The organism is Chitinophaga sp. OAE865 (assembly GCF_040546735.1).
GTDB lineage: Bacteria > Bacteroidota > Bacteroidia > Chitinophagales > Chitinophagaceae > Chitinophaga > Chitinophaga polysaccharea_A.
Genome location: NZ_JBEPOF010000001.1, coordinates 1,742,159 through 1,767,182, shown reverse-complemented (window position 1 = coordinate 1,767,182; position 25,024 = coordinate 1,742,159). Strand labels below are relative to the sequence as shown.

20 protein-coding genes are annotated in these 25,024 nt (G+C 45.0%); 14 read left to right on the top strand and 6 right to left on the bottom strand.

The features are described from left to right. The 4 genes from ABIE50_RS07435 (at position 1) to ABIE50_RS07420 (ending at position 4,488) form a co-directional block, all read left to right on the top strand. Positions 1 to 1,086 (top strand): cell division protein FtsQ/DivIB, encoded by a 1,086-nt coding sequence (locus ABIE50_RS07435; protein WP_209866873.1) that lies wholly within the window; start codon positions 1 to 3, stop codon positions 1,084 to 1,086. Beyond that, complete coding sequence (gene ftsA / locus ABIE50_RS07430; protein WP_209866872.1) at positions 1,083 to 2,486, top strand: cell division protein FtsA; 1,404 nt, start codon at positions 1,083 to 1,085, stop codon at positions 2,484 to 2,486. Before ABIE50_RS07435 ends, ftsA begins: the two co-directional genes overlap by 4 nt. Positions 2,487 to 2,660: 174 nt before the next feature. Further along, positions 2,661 to 3,812, top strand: coding sequence for a cell division protein FtsZ (gene ftsZ, locus ABIE50_RS07425; protein WP_354027911.1), 1,152 nt, complete (start codon positions 2,661 to 2,663; stop codon positions 3,810 to 3,812). A gap of 7 nt (positions 3,813 to 3,819) precedes the next feature. Beyond that, positions 3,820 to 4,488, top strand: coding sequence for a hypothetical protein (locus tag ABIE50_RS07420; RefSeq protein WP_354027910.1), 669 nt, complete (start codon positions 3,820 to 3,822; stop codon positions 4,486 to 4,488). An 81-nt stretch (positions 4,489 to 4,569) separates the two neighbouring features. On the opposite strand, the gene ABIE50_RS07415 is transcribed toward ABIE50_RS07420, so the two are convergent. From ABIE50_RS07415 to ABIE50_RS07405, 3 genes are all read right to left on the bottom strand, one after another. After that, on the bottom strand, positions 4,570 to 6,327 hold the full coding sequence (locus ABIE50_RS07415) for a DUF4091 domain-containing protein (protein ID WP_209866868.1): 1,758 nt from the start codon (positions 6,325 to 6,327) through the stop codon (positions 4,570 to 4,572). A gap of 179 nt (positions 6,328 to 6,506) precedes the next feature. Then, positions 6,507 to 8,459 carry a KUP/HAK/KT family potassium transporter gene (locus ABIE50_RS07410; protein WP_209866866.1) on the bottom strand — a complete coding sequence of 651 codons (1,953 nt, stop codon included), beginning with the start codon at positions 8,457 to 8,459 and terminating at the stop codon, positions 6,507 to 6,509. A gap of 154 nt (positions 8,460 to 8,613) precedes the next feature. Further along, positions 8,614 to 10,164 carry an OmpA family protein gene (locus ABIE50_RS07405; protein ID WP_209866864.1) on the bottom strand — a complete coding sequence of 517 codons (1,551 nt, stop codon included), beginning with the start codon at positions 10,162 to 10,164 and terminating at the stop codon, positions 8,614 to 8,616. Between the two features lie 313 nt (positions 10,165 to 10,477). Between ABIE50_RS07405 and ABIE50_RS07400 the strand changes: the two genes are divergently transcribed. Together ABIE50_RS07400 and recJ are read left to right on the top strand one after the other, a co-directional pair. Then, on the top strand, positions 10,478 to 11,443 hold the full coding sequence (locus tag ABIE50_RS07400) for a polyprenyl synthetase family protein (protein WP_209866862.1): 966 nt from the start codon (positions 10,478 to 10,480) through the stop codon (positions 11,441 to 11,443). Between the two features lie 63 nt (positions 11,444 to 11,506). Then, entirely contained in the window at positions 11,507 to 13,219 is a 1,713-nt protein-coding gene (gene recJ / locus ABIE50_RS07395) for a single-stranded-DNA-specific exonuclease RecJ (protein ID WP_142683760.1), read from the top strand. 38 nt (positions 13,220 to 13,257) lie between these two features. Here recJ and ABIE50_RS07390 read toward each other — a convergent pair whose 3' ends face one another. Further along, complete coding sequence (locus tag ABIE50_RS07390) at positions 13,258 to 14,058, bottom strand: carboxylesterase family protein (RefSeq protein WP_209866861.1); 801 nt, start codon at positions 14,056 to 14,058, stop codon at positions 13,258 to 13,260. Between the two features lie 154 nt (positions 14,059 to 14,212). After that, positions 14,213 to 16,042, bottom strand: coding sequence for a molecular chaperone HtpG (gene htpG / locus ABIE50_RS07385; RefSeq protein WP_209866859.1), 1,830 nt, complete (start codon positions 16,040 to 16,042; stop codon positions 14,213 to 14,215). 304 nt (positions 16,043 to 16,346) lie between these two features. Here htpG and ABIE50_RS07380 point away from each other — a divergent pair, with 304 nt between their 5' ends. From ABIE50_RS07380 to ABIE50_RS07345, 8 genes are all read left to right on the top strand, one after another. Beyond that, positions 16,347 to 19,631, top strand: a complete 3,285-nt coding sequence (locus ABIE50_RS07380; RefSeq protein WP_209866857.1) for an Ig-like domain-containing protein — start codon at positions 16,347 to 16,349, stop codon at positions 19,629 to 19,631. Between the two features lie 202 nt (positions 19,632 to 19,833). Then, on the top strand, positions 19,834 to 20,184 hold the full coding sequence (gene rpsF / locus ABIE50_RS07375; protein ID WP_260607339.1) for a 30S ribosomal protein S6: 351 nt from the start codon (positions 19,834 to 19,836) through the stop codon (positions 20,182 to 20,184). 4 nt (positions 20,185 to 20,188) lie between these two features. Further along, entirely contained in the window at positions 20,189 to 20,461 is a 273-nt protein-coding gene (gene rpsR, locus ABIE50_RS07370; RefSeq protein WP_079470050.1) for a 30S ribosomal protein S18, read from the top strand. Between the two features lie 6 nt (positions 20,462 to 20,467). Beyond that, on the top strand, positions 20,468 to 20,914 hold the full coding sequence (gene rplI, locus ABIE50_RS07365; protein WP_106527275.1) for a 50S ribosomal protein L9: 447 nt from the start codon (positions 20,468 to 20,470) through the stop codon (positions 20,912 to 20,914). 157 nt (positions 20,915 to 21,071) lie between these two features. Next, positions 21,072 to 21,950 (top strand): hypothetical protein, encoded by an 879-nt coding sequence (locus tag ABIE50_RS07360; protein ID WP_209866856.1) that lies wholly within the window; start codon positions 21,072 to 21,074, stop codon positions 21,948 to 21,950. A gap of 35 nt (positions 21,951 to 21,985) precedes the next feature. Continuing rightward, a complete protein-coding gene (locus ABIE50_RS07355) occupies positions 21,986 to 22,609 on the top strand; it encodes a rhomboid family intramembrane serine protease (RefSeq protein ID WP_209866854.1) in 624 nt (207 codons plus the stop codon). Positions 22,610 to 22,712: 103 nt separating this feature from the next. Next, entirely contained in the window at positions 22,713 to 23,390 is a 678-nt protein-coding gene (locus ABIE50_RS07350) for a hypothetical protein (protein WP_209866852.1), read from the top strand. 48 nt (positions 23,391 to 23,438) lie between these two features. Then, positions 23,439 to 23,840 (top strand): hypothetical protein, encoded by a 402-nt coding sequence (locus ABIE50_RS07345; protein WP_209866850.1) that lies wholly within the window; start codon positions 23,439 to 23,441, stop codon positions 23,838 to 23,840. Positions 23,841 to 23,892: 52 nt separating this feature from the next. On the opposite strand, the gene ABIE50_RS07340 is transcribed toward ABIE50_RS07345, so the two are convergent. Further along, positions 23,893 to 24,996, bottom strand: coding sequence for a D-TA family PLP-dependent enzyme (locus ABIE50_RS07340; protein ID WP_209866849.1), 1,104 nt, complete (start codon positions 24,994 to 24,996; stop codon positions 23,893 to 23,895). Positions 24,997 to 25,024: the final 28 nt, after the last annotated feature.

Sequence of the window (25,024 nt, the reverse complement as noted above, 5' to 3'; positions counted from 1 at the left end):
TTGTCCAAAACTGCCACAATATTAAAACGACTGGGTATCGCTGTTCTCTGGGGAACAGCGCTCACAGGCTTTGCAGTATTGCTGGTGGCTGCTATACAAGACAAGGATGCCGGTAAATGTAAAAGTATACTGGTAAAATTTGAGGGGAAAGATGATAACTTCTTTATAGAATCAAAGGATATAAAATCTTTGATCACGAAAGATAAAAATCTGAACCCGGTTGGTAAAAGTATTGCCGATATCAATATCGCAGAACTGGAATCCATTGTAGACCAGGATCCCTGGGTAAAAAATGCGGAAATTTATTTTGATAACAGCCGGCAGCTGAATATCAAAGTAACGCAACGCGAGCCGGTGGCAAGGGTATTTACTTTCTCCGGTAACAGCTTTTACCTCGATGGGGCAGGCGAACATATACCGGTATCCAGCCGGTATGCAGCCAGGGTGCCGGTATTCACAGGTTTCCCTACTGATGCAGAAAAGCTGCAGAAACCTGATAGCCTGTTGGCCGCACAAATCGTGGACATGGGCACCTACATTGGTAAAGATCCTTTCTGGATGGCACAGGTAGAACAACTCATGATCACAGATGATCGCAGGTTTGAGTTCATACCTAAGCTGGGCGACCAGGTGATTGCATTCGGAGAAGGTACAGACATAGATAAAAAATTCACCAAACTGCTGGCTTTTTATAAAGAAGGATTGAACAAAGTAGGCTGGAATAATTATACACGCATCAACATCGCATTTGAAAACGAAGTGGTGTGTACCCGTAAAGATGGCGTTGTTCCATTGCAACCAGTGATCAAAACAGATAGTTTGAAACTGGCCGGTGCAGATGAACCGCCGATAGCGGACAGCGAAGATTCAACAACGGCAGCACCGGCAACAGTAAAGCCGGTACATACCGAACCTGCCAAACCGGTGTTAAAACCGGCGCACGCAGTAAAAGAAAAAGCCAAACCGCAGAAAGAAAAAGAAAAGGTGAAAGAAAAAGCAGCTGCGCCGGCCAAACAACAACCCAAAGCAGTGTATAAGCCAGGGAATAAATCTGTTAACACATCAAAAAAACAAAAAACGCCATGAATCAGGAAGCTCCCATCATTGTAGGACTCGATATAGGTACTACGAAGATTGCTGCCATTGCAGGACGGAAGAATGAATACGGGAAACTGGAAATCCTGGGATTCGGAAAAGCTACATCGTTTGGTGTACAGCACGGTATGGTGCTGAACATCGACCAAACCATTAAAGCTATCAGGCAAGCACTCGAAAATTGTTATGCATCCAACCCTAACCTGGAAATTAACGAGGTATATGTTGGTATAGCCGGTCATCATATAAAAAGTTTGCAAACCCGCGGAGATATTGTACGCAATGACACTGATGCGGAAATATCCCAGAAAGATATTGACCAGCTGATCAACGATCAGTACAAAACAGTTATTCCCGCAAGCGATCAGATCATTGATGTGATCCCGCAGCAATATATAGTGGATAGTTTGCAGAACATCACTTATCCTATCGGTATGTCCGGGGTAAAGGTGGGCGCCAACTTCCATATTATTACCGGCGATAAAAACGCCATCCGCAACATTAACCGCAGCGTGGAAAAATCCGGTCTTAAAATCCGCGACCTGGTATTACAGCCACTGGCTTCTGCTGCAGCGGTAATGTGCGATATGGACTTTGAGGCAGGTGTAGCCATTGTGGATATTGGTGGCGGTACCACCGACCTGGCAGTATTTTATGAAGGTATACTGAAACACACTGCAGTTATTCCATACGGTGGTGAAAACATTACCAACGACATCAAGAACGGCCTGGGTGTATTAAAAACACAGGCAGAACAGATGAAAGTACAGTTCGGTTATGCACTGGCAGATGAAGCTAAAACCAACGCCTATATCACGATCCCGGGATTAAGAGGCCAGAGCCCCAAAGAGATCTCCGTGAAGAACCTGGCGCATATTATCCAGGCCCGCATGAGTGAAATACTCGATTTCGTAGTGTATCATCTCAAGCAGATCGGTATGGATAACAAAATGCTGAATGGCGGTATTATCCTTACAGGTGGCGGATCTCAGCTAAAGCATCTTATACAGTTAACAGAATACACTACCGGTGCAAGCGCCCGTATAGGTTTCCCCAACGAGCACCTCGCCAGCGGTCATATAGATGAGTTAACCAAACCTATGTATGCCACCTGCGTAGGCCTCATCCTGAAAGGTTACAACGATTTTGAAAATGATCGTAAAGCACTGGAAGAAAATTATGTAAAAATTAATACCAGTTACCTGGCAAAAGAACAGGCTGCACAGTCGGCGGCTCCAACCGAAGACTGGATAGAAGAAACAGTTCCAAGCAGCCAGGAAATACAGGACCGGAAAGCAAAAGAAAGGAACGCCTCATTGAAAAACTTCCTGGACAAAATGAAAACAAAGATCATTGATATGTTCACGGAAGAAGAAGATGCAAAACTTTAATAGTAAGTGGCGCAATTGTTGCAAAAAGCAAACGTTTAATATAATAAGAATTAAGAACGATAATTAATAATGACAGGACAAATGAACCATAGTAATAACATACAAGCATACACGCACTTAATTCTTAATAGTTCATTATTAATTATTCGTACTAACCCATAAAAGTATAGAGTCATGATACATTTTGATCTTCCTAAGGAAAAATCTTCTATCATCAAAGTCATCGGTATCGGTGGCGGTGGAAGTAATGCGGTGAATCATATGTATAGCCAGCGCATTGAAGGGGTAAATTTCATTATTTGCAATACCGATGCACAAGCTATTGCCAATAGCCCTGTTCCCAATAAAATACAGTTGGGACCGCACCTGACACAGGGACTTGGCGCCGGTGCAAATCCTGAAATCGGGAAACAGGCGACGGAAGAATCCTTTGAAGAAATCAAAAAAATACTGGAGGTAAATACCAAAATGGCCTTCATAACTGCCGGTATGGGCGGTGGCACCGGAACAGGTGGCGCTCCTATCATCGCGCGGATATGTAAAGAGCTCGGTATTCTGACCGTAGGTATTGTTACCACTCCTTTTTCCTACGAAGGAAAAAAGAGAATGCTACAGGCTGATGAAGGTGTTACCCGCCTGAAAGAGTATGTAGATACCCTGCTGATTATCTCCAATGATAAATTACGTCAGAAATTCGGCGACCTGAAGTTCAAGGCCGCGTTCGAAAAAGCAGATAACGTGCTGGCTACCGCCGCTAAATGTATCACCGATGTAATCAATTCCACTGGTCAGATCAACGTTGACTTTGCCGACGTTTGTACCGTTATGCGTAACGGCGGCGTGGCCATCCTCGGTGCTGCACTGGCAGAAGGTGAAAACCGCGCGCAAAGGGCTATCGAGGACGCATTGACTTCCCCGCTGCTGAACGACAACGATATACGCGGCGCCAAATGGATCCTCATCAATATCTCTTCTTCCGAAGGTGAATTTGAGCACACCCTCGATGAAATGGATATCATCCAGGCATACGTGCAAAGCCAGGCTGGCGAAGATTGCGATGTGATCCTCGGTGTGGGCTACGATCAAACACTGGACAGGCAACTGGGCGTAACCATTATTGCTACCGGTTTTGAACAAAAACCCATCACACAGCAAAAAATTACTCCCGCCAATACTGAACGCACAGAGCCTAAAATTGTAATGCAGTTGGGCAAAGACGGTGATGAAAAAAAGATGAGCGTTCAACAGGCACAAGGCACCTTATTCCAGGAACCACAAGACCTGATGGCACCACGCCTGATGGAGGCCTGTAGTGAACCATCCTGAACCTGTGATGGCTTATACGCCACCGCAGCCGCAACAACAGGCGCCTATTGCTCCTGCACGTCAGAACTATGTGCTGAATATTCAGCAGGTACCACCTGTACAGCCACAACAGCCTGACCCGCAACAGATACAGCAGCAAATACAACAGCAGATGCAGCAACCTGTTCAGCAGCAACCAATACAACAACAGCCTGTACAACAAGCCCCGCCTGCACATACGCAGCAGCCTGGTGTAAATATTATTCAGCCACAACAGGGCAATGCAGCAGGAGGTTATTTAAACAGGCCTTCACATATTTACGTGGAACCAGGTACCCCTGCGCCTGAAATGAAAATGGTGTATAAAGAGGAAGAAGAAAGTGCAGCAAATGTACCGCCTGCTCCTCCCGAAGTGCCCATGCAGCAGGCTTATGAAGACCTGGAAGAACAAAAACGCAAACAGGCGGAAAGAGTAGCCAAATTACGCAGCATCAGTTTCAACGTGAAGAACATGGACAATAATGCGGAACTGGAAAACGTACCGGCTTATCTGCGCAGGAATGTGAACCTGGATAATGGCGCAGGTTCTGCTGAGCACTTCTACTCCAACTATACGGTGAGTGGTGACCAGGGACCTAACAATCATACAGAAATTAATACGATCAATACCTTTTTAGATGGGAAAAAGCCCGATTGATGAACACATTTGATTGTTTTTTAGTTGTGTTAAAAAAAATCCTCCGGTTCCCCGGAGGATTTTTTTTATGGGTTATACCTGTTATAATTCGTTTAATCCTTGTTTTGCCACTTTTAAAATATCCGCCGCCGGCGTGGTTTTCAGCGTTTCTTCCTCGAAAGGTTTTACCAGATCATTGAGTTTACTTAGCCCCGCAGAATTGCCGCTTTTTACAAATGCTTCCCGCAGGATTCTTATCTTCTCATAATCCTGTATGCCTTCAATCAGTCTCTCGTAACGAATGGAAGATCTCGGGCCGGGATAAACGAGGTAAGTATCCCCGGCCGCCCAGGTGCGGAACCTGGAATCGCGTAGCGGATCAGCTACCCAGCAGTTGAAGGCCCAGCGCAGGTAACCGTTGTATCCTCTCTTCGCTGCATGCCAGCCCATAAAAGCTGATTCAGCCGGAGGAGAAAATGTAAAGGTATTTGGAAACCCTTCCGTACAGCAGGTATAAAAGGTAGTAGGCAAGCCTTTCGCCAAACGTGCTTTCATAATGTTTTCAGGGAAAGATTCCTTCAGCGCGATACAGTAATCATGTATTTCATTGGCCAGTGGCTCATGATAGCTGCCGGCCAATGATAACTTAAAATCCTTATCCGCACTGCGGATTACCTTCAGGGTTTCCAGCATTGCCTCCATAGGCCTTTCATCCATAGCAATAGCAGTGATATTGTACCAGCCTTTTGCTTTCAGGTGCTTTACAAAATCAGTCAGCATAGGTTGCCAGTGTTTGGTATACTCTTCAGAACCCGGCTTGGCCACAATGAAAGTATCTTTTCCTGCCGCCTCATCATAATAATAGAATTTCAGGTTCCATGGAATCATACTGTAACAGTTGATTTCTTTCCGGATACCCTGATCCATCATAAACTGCACCCATTTATCAAAGATGCTGTAATCATAGGTCCAGCTGCCATTTTTCTTCTTTGTCCATTTCACCATTGTACCATATATGTCCTCCGTCTGGCTGTTCCAGGGATCATAAATTATGGTAGTAGTGATCACTTTCTGTCCTGCATCTGCCAGCATTTTCATATACGGTTTCATGGCTTTAAAGTGTGCATCGCTCCAGGGTTTTACACCGTATACACGTGCTATTGCGTATGGGCTTTGCCACAGATCGAGGTGAAACTGCCAGTTTTTCGGAGCGGGCAAGGTATGTTCCAGCACTGTTACTTCAAAGGGCATATTCACCATTGTAGTGCCTGATTTAACACTCACCAAGCCTTTGTAAGCTCCTGCAGGTGTGTTTGCCGGCACCTGGATGCTCAGCCACACCGGCTGGGTAGTATTGGCGGCCATGGTGCTTTTATTAATGATATCAATGCCATCTGCTACCAACGATGAATCGAAATCTTTTGGGTTACGGTGCCCGCAACCGCTGCCATCTTTGTTAAGGCCATCTGTGAGTACATATCTCACAAAGCCGGTGGTGATCGCAGAAGCGGCAATTGTATGCCCTTTGCTGTCTTTCAGGGCGGAAGCCTGGATACTAACTTCAGGCTGTGCAGCAGCAGACCATAACACCAGTTGTGTATGAACCTTTTCACCTTTCCAGGCTTTTGTTTCCCAGGAAGGCGCTAATCCATTATTATCCGGTGCGTTTCTTTTTTCATAACGGGTATCCGCAGTACCGAATGCAATGTGAAGCCTGGTGTCATTAACAGCCGCCCAGGAAGCTTTATTAACGGGTTTGGGATCGGGCAGGTCCCTATAGCCAGCGGCAGGAGATGTTTGCGCCCATACGTTTTGTTGCAGTGCCAGCATTACCAGCACGCCAAAAAATTTGTTCACCATACTAAATTTAAGCGTTTTCAGATATTGGAATTACATGATGGGTTATTCATCATTGTTATCCGGAAATCCCAATATCTATAAAAAAAGTGGATTTTTTCCGTTTATCAGGATAACTGGTTATATAAAAAAGGAAAGCCGGATCTTAATAAGATCCGGCTTTCTGTGATAAGGATTTATCGTTAATGTACAATCCGCTTCAACTGCAGATTGGTTACCGGCGCTACTACCAGCGGGTACTTTTCGATGGTTACATAACTGGAGTCCAGCCCGAAACCCCTTTCTTCCGACAAACTGATCTTTTTCAGGAAGAAATACATCTTCATCACCATTCTCTCGTATAAGGGCAGGTCATTGTCGTGGGACAGGAATTTCTCCATCACAATAAACTGGAAATCGCCTACTACATTATTCTTACTCAATGATTCATAACGGCTGGTGATATTCACTTCTTTATTACGTACCATATCTTCCACTACCATTCTGAACATGAGATTAATGCGTTGTTCCACTTTGAAACCCAGGCGGAACTCTACGCGTATTACTTCATTTGGAATAATTGTTTGTACAGAGTATTCGCTCAGGTAAGGCTCGTCAACTACATCTACATGCACAAACCAGTATATGTCTGCCCGTTTGGGTTTTTTATTGAGAATAGAATAGATGATCTTATGCTCTATTTCCTTCGGATTATCGGCACTGCTCATGTACACAAGATGTGTTGCATATTTGGGAATAGACGTATCATTACTCAGTTCCTGGATAATGGGCAGATAATCTTCCAGTCGCACAAATTCCACATAACGGTTTTTGATCTTACGCGATTTAAACCATACTATCATCACCAGGAAGAGGCCGCCAGCTACTATTACCGTCACGTAACCTCCGTGCATAAATTTGATCACGTTCGCAAACAGGAATGAGAATTCTATGGTGAAATAAACAATAAGATACAGTAGTATCCAGCCTACCCATACCCGTTTTGTATAGAGATAGAAAGCAAAGAGACAGGAAGTCATGAGCATACAAATAGTAATAGATAATCCGTATGCCGCTTCCATATTCGATGATTCCTGGAAGATGAGCACAATTGAAACGCAGCCAACAAACAGCATGGTATTAATGCCGGGTATATATAACTGCCCCCTCATTTCAGTGGGATAGTTCACCCGCATTTTGGGCCACAGGTTAAGCCGCATAGCTTCCGCGATGAGGGTAAAAGAACCTGATATGAGTGCCTGGCTGGCAATTACAGAAGCGAGTGTGGCTATTAATACGCCAAAAATGATGAACCATTCTGGCATGATGGTAAAGAAAGGGTTCTGATCTTTTGGCAGAATTTGTCCTTTTTGTGTCAGTAACCAGGCACCTTGTCCGAGGTAATTCAGTATAAGACACGACTTAACAAAGATCCAGGATACCCGGATATTGCCTTTACCGCAGTGGCCCAGGTCGGAATAAAGTGCTTCCGCCCCTGTTGTACAAAGAAATACGGCCCCGAGGATCAGGAATCCTTTAGGATAAGTTGTCAGGAGTTCAATGGCGTAATGGGGACTAAAGGCTTTGAAAATGCTTAAATCGTCCGCTATATGTGAAATACCGAGTATTCCCAGCATGGAGAACCAGAGTACCATGATAGGGCCGAACATCCGGCCGATGGAGACGGTACCGAACTGTTGCATCACAAAAAGCCCTGTGATAATGGTAAGCACTATTTTAACGATGGTCATCTGTCCGAGGTCTTTAAAAACTTCCAGGGTTCTGAGACCTTCAATAGCAGATGTAACAGTAATGGGCGGGGTGATGATGCCATCGGCAAGCAGGGCAGCTCCACCGATCATCCCAAAGATAACAGTCCACCTGGCATGGCGCCTTACGAGCGCATAGAGTGAAAAAATGCCACCTTCCCCTTTATTATCTGCCCGGAGGGTGAGGATAACGTATTTAACGGTTGTTTGCAGGGTAAGTGTCCAGATAATACAGGAAATACCCCCGATCACCAACAGGTCGCTGATGGGATTCCCTCCTACGATGGCTTTGAAAACATAGAGTGGAGATGTTCCGATATCGCCGTAGATAATACCAAGAGCTACTACCAGTCCAGCCAGGGATACCCTGTTAATGTTAATTCCCACGTAATAATAAGTTTATTAAAAAAGCCTCCAAAATTAGGGGTAAATATTGACACTCCAACAATATTTCGCAGGGGAGTGTTTGCTTCAAAAAAAAATCCTCTCCCGAGCAAACGGGAGAGGACTTTTAAGTTATCATCTTAATGAGTGATACTGATTAGTTAGCAGGAGCTAAGTCAACAGTGCCAGACTCACCAGGAGTGTTTTGTTTGATGAAACGACCGCGGTCGATACCTTGTTTATCAGCCAGGTAGTCGATTACTGAATCAACACGACGGCTGCTCAGGTCAACACCACCTTTCTTACCTTTAGCACCTGCGTGACCTGTTACCAGAACGTTGCAGGAAGGGTTAGATTTCAGGGTAGCTGCTACAGAAGCCAGGATAGCTTCCTGATCGTTACCAATTTTGGTAGAAGAGCCTTTGAAAGAAACGCTAGGCAGAACCAGTGTAGAGCAAGATTGTTCAACACGGTTTTTGCAGCATTCTGGATCTGGGCATTTACCAACACCGTCAGCGTCAACTGGCTGGCAGTAAGTTGGAGTGATCAGCTGTTTGTCTTTGTAATCAGGAACACCATCACCATCAGTATCTTTAGCAACACCGTGAACATCAACTGGTGCGCCTGCCGGAGTGTTAGGTTCGCGATCGAACTGATCAGTTACGCCATCGCCATCAGCATCAGGCAGAACCGGAGCTGGGAGCTTCATGTGACGTGGGTTGCTCAGCTCGCTGTAAGCGTATTCCAGTGGGTTGATCCACCATAATGGCTGTACGCGTTTAGCTGGGTTACCCAGGTTGAAGTTCAGACGAAGGCTGGTGTAAGAGTAGAAGTCCTTGGTAGAACCGCCTGGACCAGGATATCCATCCATGTAAGCGTCAAACGGCATAGTAACTTTTTCTTCAAGACCGATATTGAAACGTTTAGAAACTTTAAACGCCACACCAGTACCTACATCCAGTGCATGACGGAGCAGCTGGTTGTCATCGTTACGGCCGATGGAAATTCTGTTACCCTGAGAAGGAGCGTTCTGCTCGTATTTGTCATCTCTCAGATTCTTGATCTGTTTTCTGATATCGCTGCGTTTTGCACCGAAATTAATGCTGGAATAGTCATAACCATTTCCGTTTGCATCCAATGCGTCAACGTCAACGTCTGCCATTACAATAGAGTAACCAGCCAGTAAATACCAGTTAACTTTAGGTTCTGCTCTGTAGAACAGGATGTTGCTCAGGGAAGCGATCACATCCAAAGACAGTTGATGGTTCTGGGATTTGTAGTTAGGAACGATCATACCGCCGTTTAAAGCAGCTGTCTTAGCCCATGGGTTGATACCACCAGCAGGCATGTTTGGACGCAGTTTGTAGTCCTGACCCTTATCGATAGAACCGATGTACTCAGCTCTCAGGGAGAAAGTATGTCCCAATGCTTTTCTCAGGGAGATACCGCCACCAAAACCTGGTTGAGGAGGAACAGTTCCGCTGATCAGGTGTAAACCACCACTAAAACCCAGTTCCCACATATCTCTCGGTTTAGCCGGGAAATTTGATTGGTGGTTCGTGAAGTTATTTTGCTGTACCATACGCTTGCTAGACACTTTGGAGCTATCCAGAGCATCGTAGCCGGTTGGTTGAACCTGTGCAAAACTAGTAGATGCTGATAGTAAACCCACAGCGCCTGCCAGTAATAAGTACTTTTTGCTTGCCATAATTGTTTTTTTTATTAAAAACTGTTAAAAATTTACTAATAACCCGTTTTTTACCTAGCAAAGGTAAATATCATAAATGAATATACAAATTTTTCTTGCAATATTATTTTCATTGATAAGTCCCTCAAAATTAGAGCTTAAATGAAAGTATTTATATACCTTAAATCCAGTTAAGTTAAGGATATGTATATCTCTTGTTAAAGGATTCCTTAACTCCTGTTAAAGGAATGTTATACTCACTATACAAATTAGAGGCCAAAATGTTAAAATATGATTTATAAAAGCTAGCTTAGCAATCCTTTTTATTTAATTCATGGACGATATTAAACACCTGATAGGTAAAGAATTACAGGATTTTGAAAGTAAATTCGCAGATTCAGTAAAAAGTCATGTGCCATTACTGGACCGGATCATGCATTATATTGTAAAACGCAAGGGAAAGCAGATCAGGCCCATGTTTGTTTTATTATCCGCAAAACTTTTCAGTGACAATATCCAGGAAAGCACTTACCGCGCAGCGGCGCTGGTGGAACTGCTCCATACTGCCACACTGGTGCACGATGATGTAGTGGATGACGCCAACGAACGCCGCGGCCTTTTTTCTATTAATGCCCTCTGGAAAAATAAAATTGCTGTACTGGTAGGCGACTACCTCCTGTCAAAAGGACTGCTGCTATCCCTCAACAACAATGATTTCCGGACCTTACAGATATTATCGGAAGCCGTAAAAGAAATGAGTGAAGGTGAGCTGTTGCAGATTGAAAAAACCAGGAAACTTAATATTAAGGAAGATATTTACTTCGAGATCATCCGCCGCAAAACAGCCTCATTACTGGCTTCCGCCTGCGCTGCGGGCGCATGGAGCAGCAGCAACGACGATCATACCACGGAACAAATGCGCCTTTTCGGCGAAAAAGTAGGCATCGCCTTCCAGATTAAGGATGACCTGTTCGACTACGGTTCCGCCAAAATCGGGAAACCAACCGGCATCGATATCCGTGAGAAAAAAATGACCCTCCCCCTGATCTATACCCTGGAACACGCTTCTACCGAAATAAGAAGAAAGATTATTAATATAGTGAAAAATCACAATACAGAGAAAGACCGCGTGGAAGAAGTGATCCGCCTGGTAAAAGCTTCTGGCGGTATTGACTACACCAGGCAGAAAATGTTTGAATACCGGGACGAAGCCCTTGCCATCTTAAATAAATTTCCTGAAAACGCAGTCAGGAACGGTTTAGAATCCCTGGTGCGATTTACAACCGACAGAACATTTTAGTAAGAATAAAAAATAATGTAATATGCGGAAGAAGCGTAAAGCTTAGGCCTTTAAAATATAATAATGCAAAAACGCTGGACGGTAAAGGCATATCAACCAAATCAGGAACAGTTACTACAGTCATCATTACGCATACATCCGCTGTTATGCCGGTTACTGGTGCAACGCAATGTAACCAACTATGAGGCTGCCCGGCAATTTTTCCGCCCTACACTGGAAGACCTTCATGATCCCTGGCAGATGAAAGATATGGATAAAGCCATTTCCAGAATTGAACTGGCTTTTTTCCAACACGAAAAAATATTGGTCTATGGAGATTATGATGTAGACGGCACCACCGCAGTTGCCACTGTATACGCCTTTCTGCAAAAGCTCTACACCAATATTGAATTTTATATTCCGCACCGTTACCGCGAGGGATACGGTATTTCCATGCAGGGTATTGAATATGCCAGGGACAATGATTTCAGCCTGATCATTGCGCTCGACTGTGGCATCAAATCGGTGGAACATATCAGCATGGCAAAAGAATGGGGCATCGACTTTATCATCTGTGATCACCATTTGCCCGATGCTGTACTGCCTCCTGCTGTGGCCATTCTGAACCCGAAGCAGCACGACTGCCCCTATCCCTATAAAGAACTTAGCGGATGCGGAATTGGTTACAAACTGATTTCTGCTTTCGCACAAAAAAGAGGCCTTCCCCAATCGGAAGCCAATAAATTCCTGGACCTGGTTGCTACCAGTATTGCAGCCGACATTGTTCCAATGACCGGGGAAAACAGGATACTGGCCTTTCATGGTCTTGTAAAAGTAAATGAAGATCCGCTGCCCGGTATTAAAGCACTGATCACCCTCAGCGCACTGAAAGAAAAGTTAACTATCGCCAACCTGGTATTTGTTATCGCCCCGCGTGTAAACGCTGCCGGCAGAATGGATGATGCCCGGAAAGCAGTTAATCTCTTCATCGAAAATGATGTAGAGAAAGCCGCTGCCATTGCAGCTGTGCTTCATTCGGATAATTTCGACAGGAAAGAAATTGACAGCACCATTACCCAGGAAGCAATTGTGTTGCTACAAAATGATGCAGACATTGCCCGCAGGAAATCAACTGTGCTTTACCAGGCACACTGGCACAAAGGCGTGGTAGGCATTGTGGCTTCCCGGCTGATCGATAAGTACTACTACCGTCCCACCATTATCCTAACCCAATCGAATGATAAGGTTGCAGGATCCGCCCGTTCTGTAATGGGCTTCAACGTTTATGAGGCAATTCACCAGTGTAAAGATCTCCTTGAAAACTACGGAGGGCATTTTTACGCAGCAGGGATGACACTTAAAACGGAAAATGTAAAAGCATTCCAGGAACGTTTCGAAGAAGTGGTGGCACGAACCATCCACCCGGATCAGCTGGTACCGGAAATTGTAATTGATACCGAAATCCAGTTCCAGGAAATCACACCTGCATTTTATAATATTCTCCGGCAATTTGAGCCATTGGGACCGGAAAACCTCCGTCCTGTTTTTCTTGCCAGGAACCTGGTGGATAACGGCTATTCGAAGATTGTAAAAGATGACCATATCAAATTTTCTGTAAAACAGGGAAGATATGGTCCAACTATGTCGGGGATCGGCTTTTATATGGCAGATAAATTTCCCTTGATGGCAGGAAAAAAGCCGTTTGATATGGTATTTACCCTAGATGAAAATGAATGGAACGGACAAACTTCCCTCCAGTTAAAAGTGATTGATATCAGAACCTCTTCAAATAATTGATAAAAGGAAGGCTTGTTTCTGAGAAACAAGCCTTCCTTTTATTTATGCTGCTTCAGCAACCAGGTGTAAAGATCCTTGTTAGCATATGCTCTTGTCCAGGCATCATGCCCGCCGGTTGGATATTCTGTATACTGAACATTATTCCCCAGGGCCCTCAACTGCTGCACCAGGGTACGTGAATTCTCCACATTTACAGTAGGATCATCAGCCGAATGGAAAACCCATATAGGCATAGTTTTCAGATTCTTCATCCGGTTTATATCCCCCCCACCGCTGATAGGAACAATGGCGGCAAATTTTTCAGGATGTGCGGAGCTCCAGTCCCAGGTCCCATAACCTCCCATACTCAGCCCTGTAAGATATACCCTCGTAAGATCCACATGATATTTATTAACCACTTCCTTATATAAGATATCCAGGTATTGCGGGTTCCACCAGCCGCTGAGGCATTGCGGCGCTATGATCACAAATGGTTTCCCTGCTGCTACTTTTACCAGTCCCACCTGCTTTATCACATCAATATTATTCCCCATTTCCCCTACCCCATGAAGAAAAATCACGATGGGCCATTTATAATCTTTCTTCTCATTATAACCATCAGGGATATAAAGCACATAATTACTGATATTCCCGCCTTTGGTGTCTATCTTTTGCACTGTGATACCTGTTTGCTGTGGAGGGAACGTATCTCCGGCTGCTGGCGGTGGATTAACCAGTATGGTGTCTCCCGGCGGATTAACCTGTACCGGGTTAGCTGTTTCAGTTTTTGAACAGGAAAAAAGTGCGAGCGCACTCAGCACAAAGACATGGCACAAAATTTTAATTGCTCTTTTTTTCATATAACTACTACAAACTAAAAGTCCCCCGGCATGAGCCGGAGGACAGGTTTTTACAATATTTTCTTCCTTCAGTTTCTTTATTCAGATGGGCATCCCGCTACAAATAAAAACTAAAAAGAATAAATACTGTCAATTTATTTATTGTGTAGTGTTATTACTTTTTTTCGCCCATCAATTCCACGCTTCTGTTCACAAATGCAGTGAGATCTGCGCCCGTCAGTAAATTCTGCGATAATAATGCCAGGTCCGCCAGATTCTTTATCTGCTTCTGCTGCAACGCGTTGTCATTTTCTTTCAGGATCTGTGTATAAACCGGATGATTTGCATTGATGGTCATATTTATTTCATCAGGCATATTTGCATACCAGTTCATTCCACCACCGCCCATAGCCGCCATATCTTTCATACGACGCATCAGCTCAGGACGGGTTACAATTACCGGTTGTGCTTCAGCGCTGAGCCCTTTCATTTCTACCTTAATATTGGGTTGTGTTACCTGGTTACCAAACAGCTCCTTCAATGTATTTTCCTGTTCAGCAGATAATACGATAGTCGTGTTTTCTTCTTTATCGATCAGGTTATCAGCAATATCTGCATCTACACGGGTAAAGGAAATATTCTCCCATTTCATTTCCATGTTATTGATGAATGCCGCATCCACCAACGTTTCCATCTTCACTACTTTAAATCCTTTATTTTTTGCTGCCTGTACATAGCTGTCCTGCTGTACCGGGTTAGTAGCATACAATATCACCAGTTTCTTTTCCTTATTGGTTTGCAGCGCTTCGGTGGCGGTGCGGTATTCTTCCTGCGTATAGAATTTACCACCATCCACATCTTCCATGATAAGGAACTTATTGGCCTTTTCCATGAACTTGTCGTCGGTCATCATACCATACTTGACAAACAGGCCGATGGAATCCCATTTTTCTTCAAAGGAAGCACGGTCATTACGGAATATCTCATCCAGTTTATCCGCTACTTTCTTTGTGATATGCGCGTTGATCTTTTTCACATTAGGATCACCCTGCAGGTAACTGCGGCTAACGTTCAGCGGAATATCCGGGCTATCGATCACACCATGCAGCAGCATCAGGAATTCCGGAACAATATCCTTCACTTCATCTGTTACATACACCTGGTTGGAATACAGATTGATCTTATCTTTCTGCATTTCATAACTCTTATTGATCTTCGGAAAATAAAGGATACCGGTGAGATTAAACGGATAGTCGACATTCAGGTGGATCCAGAATAAAGGAGGTTCCGCAAACGGGTATAATTCTTTGTAGAAATTCTGGTAATCTTCTGTAGTTAATTCGCTTGGCTTCTTTGTCCAGGCCGGAGTAGTATTATTGATCTGTGTGCCTTCAAAGGTAACAGGAACAGGCAGGAACTTACAGAACTTTTCGAGAATGGTACGAATACGTCCATCTTCCAGGAACTCTTCACTTTCTTCATTGATGTGCATTACAATTTCGGTTCCCCTGTCGGCCTTGCTGATCTCTTCCAGTTCATACTCAGGGCTTCCATCGCATTCCCAACGTACGGCAGGCGCTTCCTCCTTCCATGATTTTGAGAAGATTTCCACCTGGCTGCTCACCATAAAAGATGAATAAAATCCAAGTCCAAAATGCCCGATGATATTAGTGCCGTTCTCCTGTCCTTTATATTTTTTCAGAAATTCTTCCGCACCTGAGAAAGCTACCTGATTAATATATTTATCTACTTCCTCAGCAGTCATACCGATACCGTGATCTGCAATAGTGATGGTTTTCTTTTCCTTATCTACTCTTACATCAATAGCAATGTCGCCCAGCTCTCCTTTGAATTCTCCCACACTGGCCAGGGTTTTCAATTTCTGGGTAGCATCCACGGCGTTACTTACCAGTTCGCGGATAAAAATTTCATGATCTGAATACAGGAACTTTTTTATAATCGGAAAGATGTTCTCTGTCTGAACACGTATTGCACCTTTTTGCATTGATTATCTGATTTTTTTACAGACCTTTTCCAAAGTGTATGCCAGCAGGGCTAAGGCTGACAAGATGACAAGTAACCCCTCTCAAAACCATAGAATACAAACAGGATGGGAAATATTCCGCCCGGATTGTTTATCCCTGGTTAGAAATGCTGTAAAAAGGGCAGCTTCAAAACAAATGTAAAAAAAGAGCCATGTTACATTCCTTCAAATTAACAAAATAATCATATCTGAAAAATCCGGGGCAACGGTTTATTCAGTAGATTTATTGTACCGAAATCTGATTCCCCATTTTTCAAAAATTACTATGGAAAAACCTCTACTTTCTTTATTACTTATTGCCTCTCTTGTTTGCGGCAATGCGAGCGCCCAAACAAATCCGGCGGCGCAGCCCTTGCCTTATGAGCAGAATTTCGATGCCTTGCCCTCGTCTGCTACGGTATATCCTGCAGGATGGCAGGGATGGCTGCTGAGCGGCAGCCCATCCGGTAGTTTTAATACGGCCGCCCCTGCTTCGGACAAACCGCTGATAAGCGGCAGCGCATCCTCTACCGCCAATGGTGTTTATAATTATGCCGGCAAACTGGGATTCTTAAACAGTGGCAGCGCCGACAATTCACTGGTACTATCCCTTAATACCAGCGGTCAGCAAAATGTGCGTTTAGCCTATGACGTTATGACAATCAGGAATCCTTACGATGGTAGTTCCAACACCAGGATCAATGAGGTAGTGGTACAATATCGTATAGGCATTGCCGGTACCTTCACAAGTATTGGCGAAACTGCTTACCAGAACGACACTATCCAGCAAACGGGTTCCGGTGTTACCGTACCTCAACACCTGGTGAATGTGCTGATAACACTGCCGCCGGAATGTAGTAACCAGGCAGTAGTACAACTGCGCTGGGTAAACCGTCAGATCAGCGGTGCCGGCTCCAGGCCGGGATTTGCGGTTGACAATATAGCTGCATCGGGAAGTGGCCGGGATACCACTCCGCCGGTAATCAGCTCCCTGGAACCGGCTAATTCAGCTGCAGATGTATCGCCTGTTATATCTCCCGAAATTACTTTCAGCGAAAATATAAAAGCAGGCAACGGGTATATCAGGCTGCACAACAGCAACAGCGGGATAACAGACAGTTTCCCTGTAACCGGCAACGCAGTTATTATCAATAATAACACGCTTACACTGAAGCATATCCTGCAACCCCGCCGTCATTATTATATTACACTGGATAGCGGGATCGTGAAGGACCTGTCGGATAACGACTTTGCCGGGATCAGAGATAGCACACAATGGCATTTTACTACGGGGAACCAGGAGCTGAGCTATAACTTCAACGACTGTACGCCGGTTGGCAGCAGCCAGCTGAGCGGAGGCTTTACACAATACAGTGTGACTGGTGCACAGCTATGGGGCTGTACCAATTTCGGACAGCAAAACACCAATGGTGTGCAGATAAACGGTTACAGCGGAGGTGCGGTTGAAAATGAAGACTGGCTGATATCTCCTGCATTCGATCTTACAGGAATGCAGTTCCCGTTGCTGCAATTCTCCAGCCGCACTGCATTTGCCGGGCCGGCACTCAGCCTGCGGGTTTCTACCAATTACTCCGGCAGCGGCGATCCCCGCAATGCCACATGGACAGCACTGAACGGCCGTTTCCCTGAAACTGCCAGCGATGTGTGGACCTTGTCTTCCGGTATTAATCTCGCTGCCTATAAGCAATCTGCAGTTTATATTGCTTTTGTTTATACTTCAGGCCCTGCTGTGCAGGCCGCACGATGGACCATTGATGATTTCAGTCTTACAGATACCACCGCAGCGCCGGCGCCCAGCCTGAACAACAGCCCCGCCGCCATTGATTTTGATTATGTGAAATCAGGACAAACATCAGAAGCGCAACGCATCAGCTTCTGGGCCAATGATTTTACCGGAGATCTGAAAATCACCGCCCCCGCCGGTTTCAAAGTATCGGCAGACAGTAGCGGTAGTTACGGCAGCCAGTTAACTTTTACGGCTGCAACATTGGCCGAAGGTCCGGAAGAAGTATGGGTAAAGTTCGCACCCACAGCTGCAGACCAGGCTTACAGCGGCAACCTCACATTTAATTCCACCGGGTTCGCTGGCCGTTCTGTTGCCCTCAGTGGTACTTCATTACGGTCACTGAAAGTGGTTAACTGGAATATAGAATGGTTTGGAAGCCCGGCTCAGAACCCGGCCAACGACAGTTTGCAGCAGGCCAATGTAACCACTATCCTTAAAAAGCTGGATGCGGACATTTTTGCACTGGCTGAAGTGGTGGATACTGCCCGTTTCCGCGCAGTGGTAAGCCAGTTACCAGGATACAGCTATGTATTGTCTGATTATGGCTCCTATGCCGATAGCACCACGGACGTTGATTACGTAGCAGCGCAGAAGCTGGCATTTTTATATAAAACCGCTGTCATCAGGAAGATCAGCACCTATGGTATATTAAGACAGGGTGGCAGCAGTAACGCTTACTATAACTGGTCGTCCGGCAGGTTCCCTTACGAAATGGAAGCTACCGCGAAACTGGGTAATGATTCCGCCCGGATCAGGTTCATTTTGTTACATGCCAAGGCCAATACAGGTACCAAGCCGGAAAAGATTGCCTCCTGGAACAGGCGTAAAGACGGGCTAAAGGAATTGAAAGACACACTGGATCTGCAATATCCGTACAGTAACATTATTATGCTGGGAGATTTTAATGATGATCTGTCCAAAACAATTACGACAGAATTATTGCCGGATACCACCACTTCTTATATCGACTTTATCCGCGACAGCATTAATTACCGGCCATTGACCCTGCCGTTAAGCTTATCCGGCCAGCGTTCTACGGTAAGTTATGCATCGGTGATAGATAATGTGCTCAGTTCCAACGAAGTGGGCGTTGCGTATTTACCGGCATCTGCACGGATCCAAGCCCAGGTGGCCGGGCTGGTAAGCAGTTACGGTACTACTACCACAGATCATTACCCCGTATTGAGCCGCTATAACCTGGGTATTTTAGCCAACCCGTTACCGGTAGAAAACTTTGATGCAAAGGCCGACGGGGGCAAAGTGCTGGTTAGCTGGCATACTCCTTATGAAATCAACAGCAGTAATTTTGTGGTAGAGCGTTCCCGGAACCTCCGGACCTATGAGCCGGTGGATACAGTGATGGCGCAGGGCAGCAGTGCTGAAAGATCTGATTATATTTCCTATGATGAGCGGCCATGGCCCGGATTTTCTGCTTACCGTTTAAAAATAACCGGCCTGGATAGCACCGTAAGGTACAGCCCGGTTAAAATGGTATTGGTTACCGGCGGGAATTCCTGGCTGAAATTGTTATGGTGCATATTTGGGCAACAGTTGCAGTATTGGCTCGACTGGCCCCGCAGCGGCGATGCCAGCGTGGCGCTGATAGATGTACAGGGCCGGGTTCGCTACCAGGGCAGAACCGCGCTGATTAAAGGCCGGAACTACAGGACCATAGCTGTTGACCAGCTGCCATCGGGTATCTATTTCCTGAGGATACAGTCCGGCGAGCAGGTGCAGGTAACAAAGATTCTCATTAACCGTTAAGCTTTTTTGAAAAAACCATGCAAAAGAAGCCGTTCCGTAAAACCGGGACGGCTTCTTACATTTGGTTATCAACCAATTACGCATTATTCTCGATAAAAGGCAAGATATTTAGGGAAATCGGCCGTTCCTGCGTGGAAATAAGGAATAGTTCTGTATCTTTGCGGTCCTAATTTTTTAATTAAACCATTTAAAACAGGGAATTATGAACTACGAATTGATGGTGATCTTTACCCCTGTGCTTTCTGAGGACGACTACAAAGCCGCCCAAAAGAAGTTCGCTGATATCATTAAAGATAACGGCGGCGAAATCACGCACGAAAATCCCTGGGGATTAAGATCACTGGCGTATCCTATCCGGAAAAAAACTACAGGAATGTATGTTGTTCTGGAATACAATGCGCCATCCGACCTCAATGAGAAGCTGAAAATCCAGCTGAATCGCGATGAAAATGTATTACGTCACATGATTACTGCACTGGATAAGCACGCTGTTGCTTACAACGGTCGCAAAAGACATGGGGTGAATGCTGAATCTAAAACCACTGAAGCTTAAAATTATGGCAGTTAAACCTAAACAAGAAATCAAGTACTTAACAGCCGTAAAAACTGAGAAACGTCAGAAGAAATATTGCCGTTTCAAGAAGTTGGGCATCAAGTACGTAGATTACAAAGACGCGGAGTTTTTGAAGAAATTTTTGAACGACCAGGGCAAGATGTTGCCACGTCGTATTACGGGTAACTCCCTGAAATTTCAGCGTAAAGTAGCCCAGGCTATTAAGAAAGCTCGTCAAATGGCTTTATTGCCTTATGTTACTGACCTTTTAAAGTAAGAAGTTATGCAAATTATCTTAATACAAGACGTAGATAACCTGGGTCAGAAGAATGAACTGGTTAACGTAAAAAATGGTTACGCCAGGAACTTCCTGATTCCCCAGAAATTTGCGGTAGAAGCGAGTCCTTCTAACATGAAGCAACTGCAGGAACGCCTGAAAGTGCAGAAAGTGAAAGAAGAGAAACTGCTGGCTGAAATTGCGAAAGTAGTTGAAGTACTGAAAGCTTCTCCTGTTAAAATTGGCGCTAAAACCGGTACTTCCGGTAAGATCTTCGGTAGCGTAACCGGTGTTCAGATTGCCCGTGCAATTAAAGAACAGAAAGGTTATGAAATTGACCGTCGCCGCATCCACATCCTGGATGATGTAAAAGAACTGGGTACATACAAAGCACGCCTCGATTTCGGTAAAGGCAACGAAACCGAACTGGAATTTGAAGTGGTTGCTGAGTAATATTCCAACCTGTTGGAAAAAAGAGAATCCCCGGCTGAATCAGCCGGGGATTTTTTTTGGAAAATACGCATCATTTCCCCTTTTTGTAACCTCTGCAGCTCTACTACCCAAAAACTCAAATCTTATTAGTATTTTCATACCATATTCCGCCATGAGTATGAGAAATATTATTTGCTTCTTTATTATCATTGTTACGGCTTCTGCCTGCAGTACAAGGAATCATCGCCCGGGGCTTCCCCGGCTTATCGCCATCAGTATTCAGGGCGATGATATCCCCCAGTATACCTTCCGTTACGACCAGCAGGGCAACCTGGCCGAACTGGTTCACCACCGGCAACAGGACGATACCAGCATCAGTACTTTTTCCTATGATCGCTCACACCGGATCACCGGGATGATACTATTCAACCGGGGAAATAATATCACCGAAGTAAAAGAACGCGCCAGGGTAACTTCCTGGGATAATGATGGCAATATTGCCACCGTAGAATATTTTGACGCCCGCGAACGCCTTCTGCGCGTGGCGAATATACGCTGGAAGAACGGCGTACCCGCCGCCATGAAGTATTCCGATTCCACCCAGGCGGTGAGCTGGAATTATGATTCGGAGCATCCTGTCCGAAAAGACATCTGCATAGATAGTTTCGCCGGTAAAAAAGAAGATACCCTCATCACTTTAAGAACCGCGAAGTACGAATGTGAAGATTCCATTAATCCACTGCACCCACTGGTAAACCAATTGCTGCTCAGCCATGCAGTAGCACCTGTAGTACATCCTTCCCCACAGGGTGATCTGTCGGATGCTTTTTTACACCTGAATGCCCGTAATCCTTTTCTTGTAAAGATCACTGAAAAAGAAAAGACCCGCTGCCAGGAGCATTTGCTGGAATACGAACGCTCCACCACTGTTCAGTATGCCTACTATTACAATGGAGGCCGGCAGTATCCCGCAGGCGCATGGGTACATTTACACAGCGAAGGTTTTACGAAACTTGGAAGCGATAATCATTTTGCTCTTCAATATCAATATGAATAGTGCGTAATTGGTGTTTTTTCATTAACTTTTAGGAGATGAAAATCACAGACCGATTAAAGGCGATGCCGGTTACGCTGGCGCTGATCGGCATAAACGCACTGGTGTTTTTTTACACCATACTAACAGGAATGGATATATGGTGGGGGGATGGAGCCCATCTGCTGCATGCCGGTGCCAATTACTGGCCACTTACCATCGGGCAACATCAGTATTGGCGGCTGTTTACCAGTATGTTCCTCCATGCGGGCCTAGTACATCTTTTTACAAATATGCTGGGACTATTTATTGGCGGCATATTCCTGGAACCGGTATTACGCAGTTTCCGTTATGGCCTGGCCTATGTGATCACAGGATTAATATCCGACTATGTCAGCATCTGGTATCATAAAAGCGCAGTAGGTGTGGGTGCATCGGGAGCTATTTTTGGTATTTACGGCGTATTCCTGGCGCTACTAACCACTCCCCTCTTCCCTGGCGAGATACGGAAGGCATTCCTGGCTTACATCGGCTTATTTATAGCGCTGAATATAATTGCCGCCGCAGTTTCACAAGGTGTGGATAATGCCGCGCACCTGGCAGGATTTTTAAGCGGCGCCCTTACCGGGTATCTTTTCTTTTTTACTTTAACCAAAGCAGATGGAGAAAGACTCTCCCGCTGAGCCTCTTTCGAAATTCTAATTACTTACATTTGTATACTCAAACGCAACAAAAAAGATGATGAATAAGTTATGGTTTCTGCTGTGTGTATGCACAATACTAATATTGAGCTGCAAAAGCAAAACAGCAGATAAAACCAGCACCGCTGCCAACGATTCCACACCTCCTGCTATTAATAATACTCCTGACGATACTGTTCAGCTGGGTGATAAAACTTTCTTCGTATACTTTATCGAAAAAGCAGATTTCGATAAGTTTCCGCTGGCACCTGTTGATTCCAACGAAACAGATGTGCTGGCAAAGGATACCCTTGTGAAAAGAGAAGGCAATAAACTGACCATCCTGCTGGAAAATGGAAAACAAAGGATCATGGCCAATAATAACAGCGATGGGGAGGATTATATAGGTTACACCTATGCCGGCAACTATCCTTCAATTAAAAGAAAAGGCTTTTTTGTTTCGTACTATGAAGGCAGCGCCTTCGAACTGGTGAATGTCCTGAATGGCGATTCCATGGTAACCTGGTCTGCCCCTGCAATTTCACCGGATAAAAAATATATCCTCACCGCATCAATGGACCTGGTAGCCGCCTTTGACCCGAATGGGTTTCAATTGTTTTCCGTAAGTGGTAACGACATAAAAGCAGTGGGAGAAGCCAGTATTGACGACTGGGGTCCCGGTCTTGTACACTGGATCAATAACAAAACTGTTCTGTCTGAATACATTACCATCGATGAAGAAGGAAATACACAAATACGCTATGTAAAAATGGTGATGCAATAACACTATTCAGTATATTTAGAGAGATCAATAACATCAAATCCACGTCTCATGAAAAAACTGTTCACCGCTGGTTTATTAATGGCACTGGCTTGTTGCTATACGGCTTTTGCTACGCCTTCATCCATCACTATGGCATTCCAGGCGCCCACCATGAATATAGAAGGCACTGCCAGCTCCATTGTCAGTAAACTGGATAAATCATTGATGCTGACAGATGCACAGAAACCACGGATGCTCAATATAGTGACCAGTTACCTGCGGCAAAAAGTCAATATCCAACCCTTACAGCAAAGTAACCTGAAAGCATATACCACCAAGATGAACAGTATGCAGAATGGATTACATGCCAAACTGAAACCACTGCTCACCCTTTCACAATACACAGAGTTCCTGGGATTAAAGCCCAAAACCTTTGATGATACAAACGTTTTATCGCAATTATATTACTAAACAAAAAAGCTATTTAAAATTCCTTTAAATAGCTTTTTTGTTTGTATTTTCTTCAGATGATAATTTGCCTGTCGCGCGCTATTACACGCCAGTTAGCCGTTACCGCGTTATGCGCAGCTACGTAGGCTTTTTCATATAATGCCACCGTGGGACAAATATGTTTTGGCACTCCATAAAACACGGTACCTACCGGGTATAAGGCAGCATTCTCCACCTTCAATACCAGGTGCTCTTCACTTTGTGATACAGGTATAGCCTCCGGTGCATTCAGGAATTGCACCCGCGGTTGAGGGTTCTCCGCTGCCACCGATTTATGACCAAGGTCAATACAGATATGCTCATCATCAATCACTGAAATCACACGGCTGATCACCAGTGCAGCCCATTTAAAGGCTTGCTCCGGAAGGTTGGCCGCGTAACCCGCATCCCAGAAAACAAAAGTACCGGGGCCACAGATAACACTTTTTCTTGCCGCATGCACCGGAAAAGTAGGCGTGCCGCCCGCAACAATTTCCGGTTGTGGAAAACCATTATTTACAATAGATTCCGCCAATTCGGCAACGGGTGCATATGCTGCATCGCAGCGTTCCTTTCGTATATCCATATCCGTATCATGCAGGTGACCGTCGTAGGCATGCAGCCCTACCGGTACCACACCTGGTAATGTATCCAGGTATTTGTACAGTTCCAGCGCTTCCCCTCCGGGTTTAATACCAGTCCGGTTCATCCCAACATTCAGATCCAGGTACACCGGCAAACGGCGGCCCTGTGCGGAGAAAACCGTACTGATAGCCAGCGCGGCATCAACGTTATCTGTAACACATGAAAACGCAGTTTGCGGATACTTCTGCACCAGCTCAAGTAAACGTACTATCTTTGGTCCTACCGGCTGGTAAGCCATTAATGCGTCCTTTGCATTTACCATCCCCAGCATCTCTCCTTCCGCAATGGTGGCAAATTTGAACTTTGTTATTCCTGCTTCCATGATCAGCTGCACCACTTCGGCGATCTTACTCGTTTTCACGTGTATACGTAAACGTTGTACGTCGTCGATCATTGTTTTTAACAATGAGATATTCTCCTTTATCCTGTCTTCATAAATAACGATCGCAGGAGAATCAACCTGCGCTATATTTGTAAGCCGGTACCATTCCATAAGAAATATTTTTTTAACTACGTATATT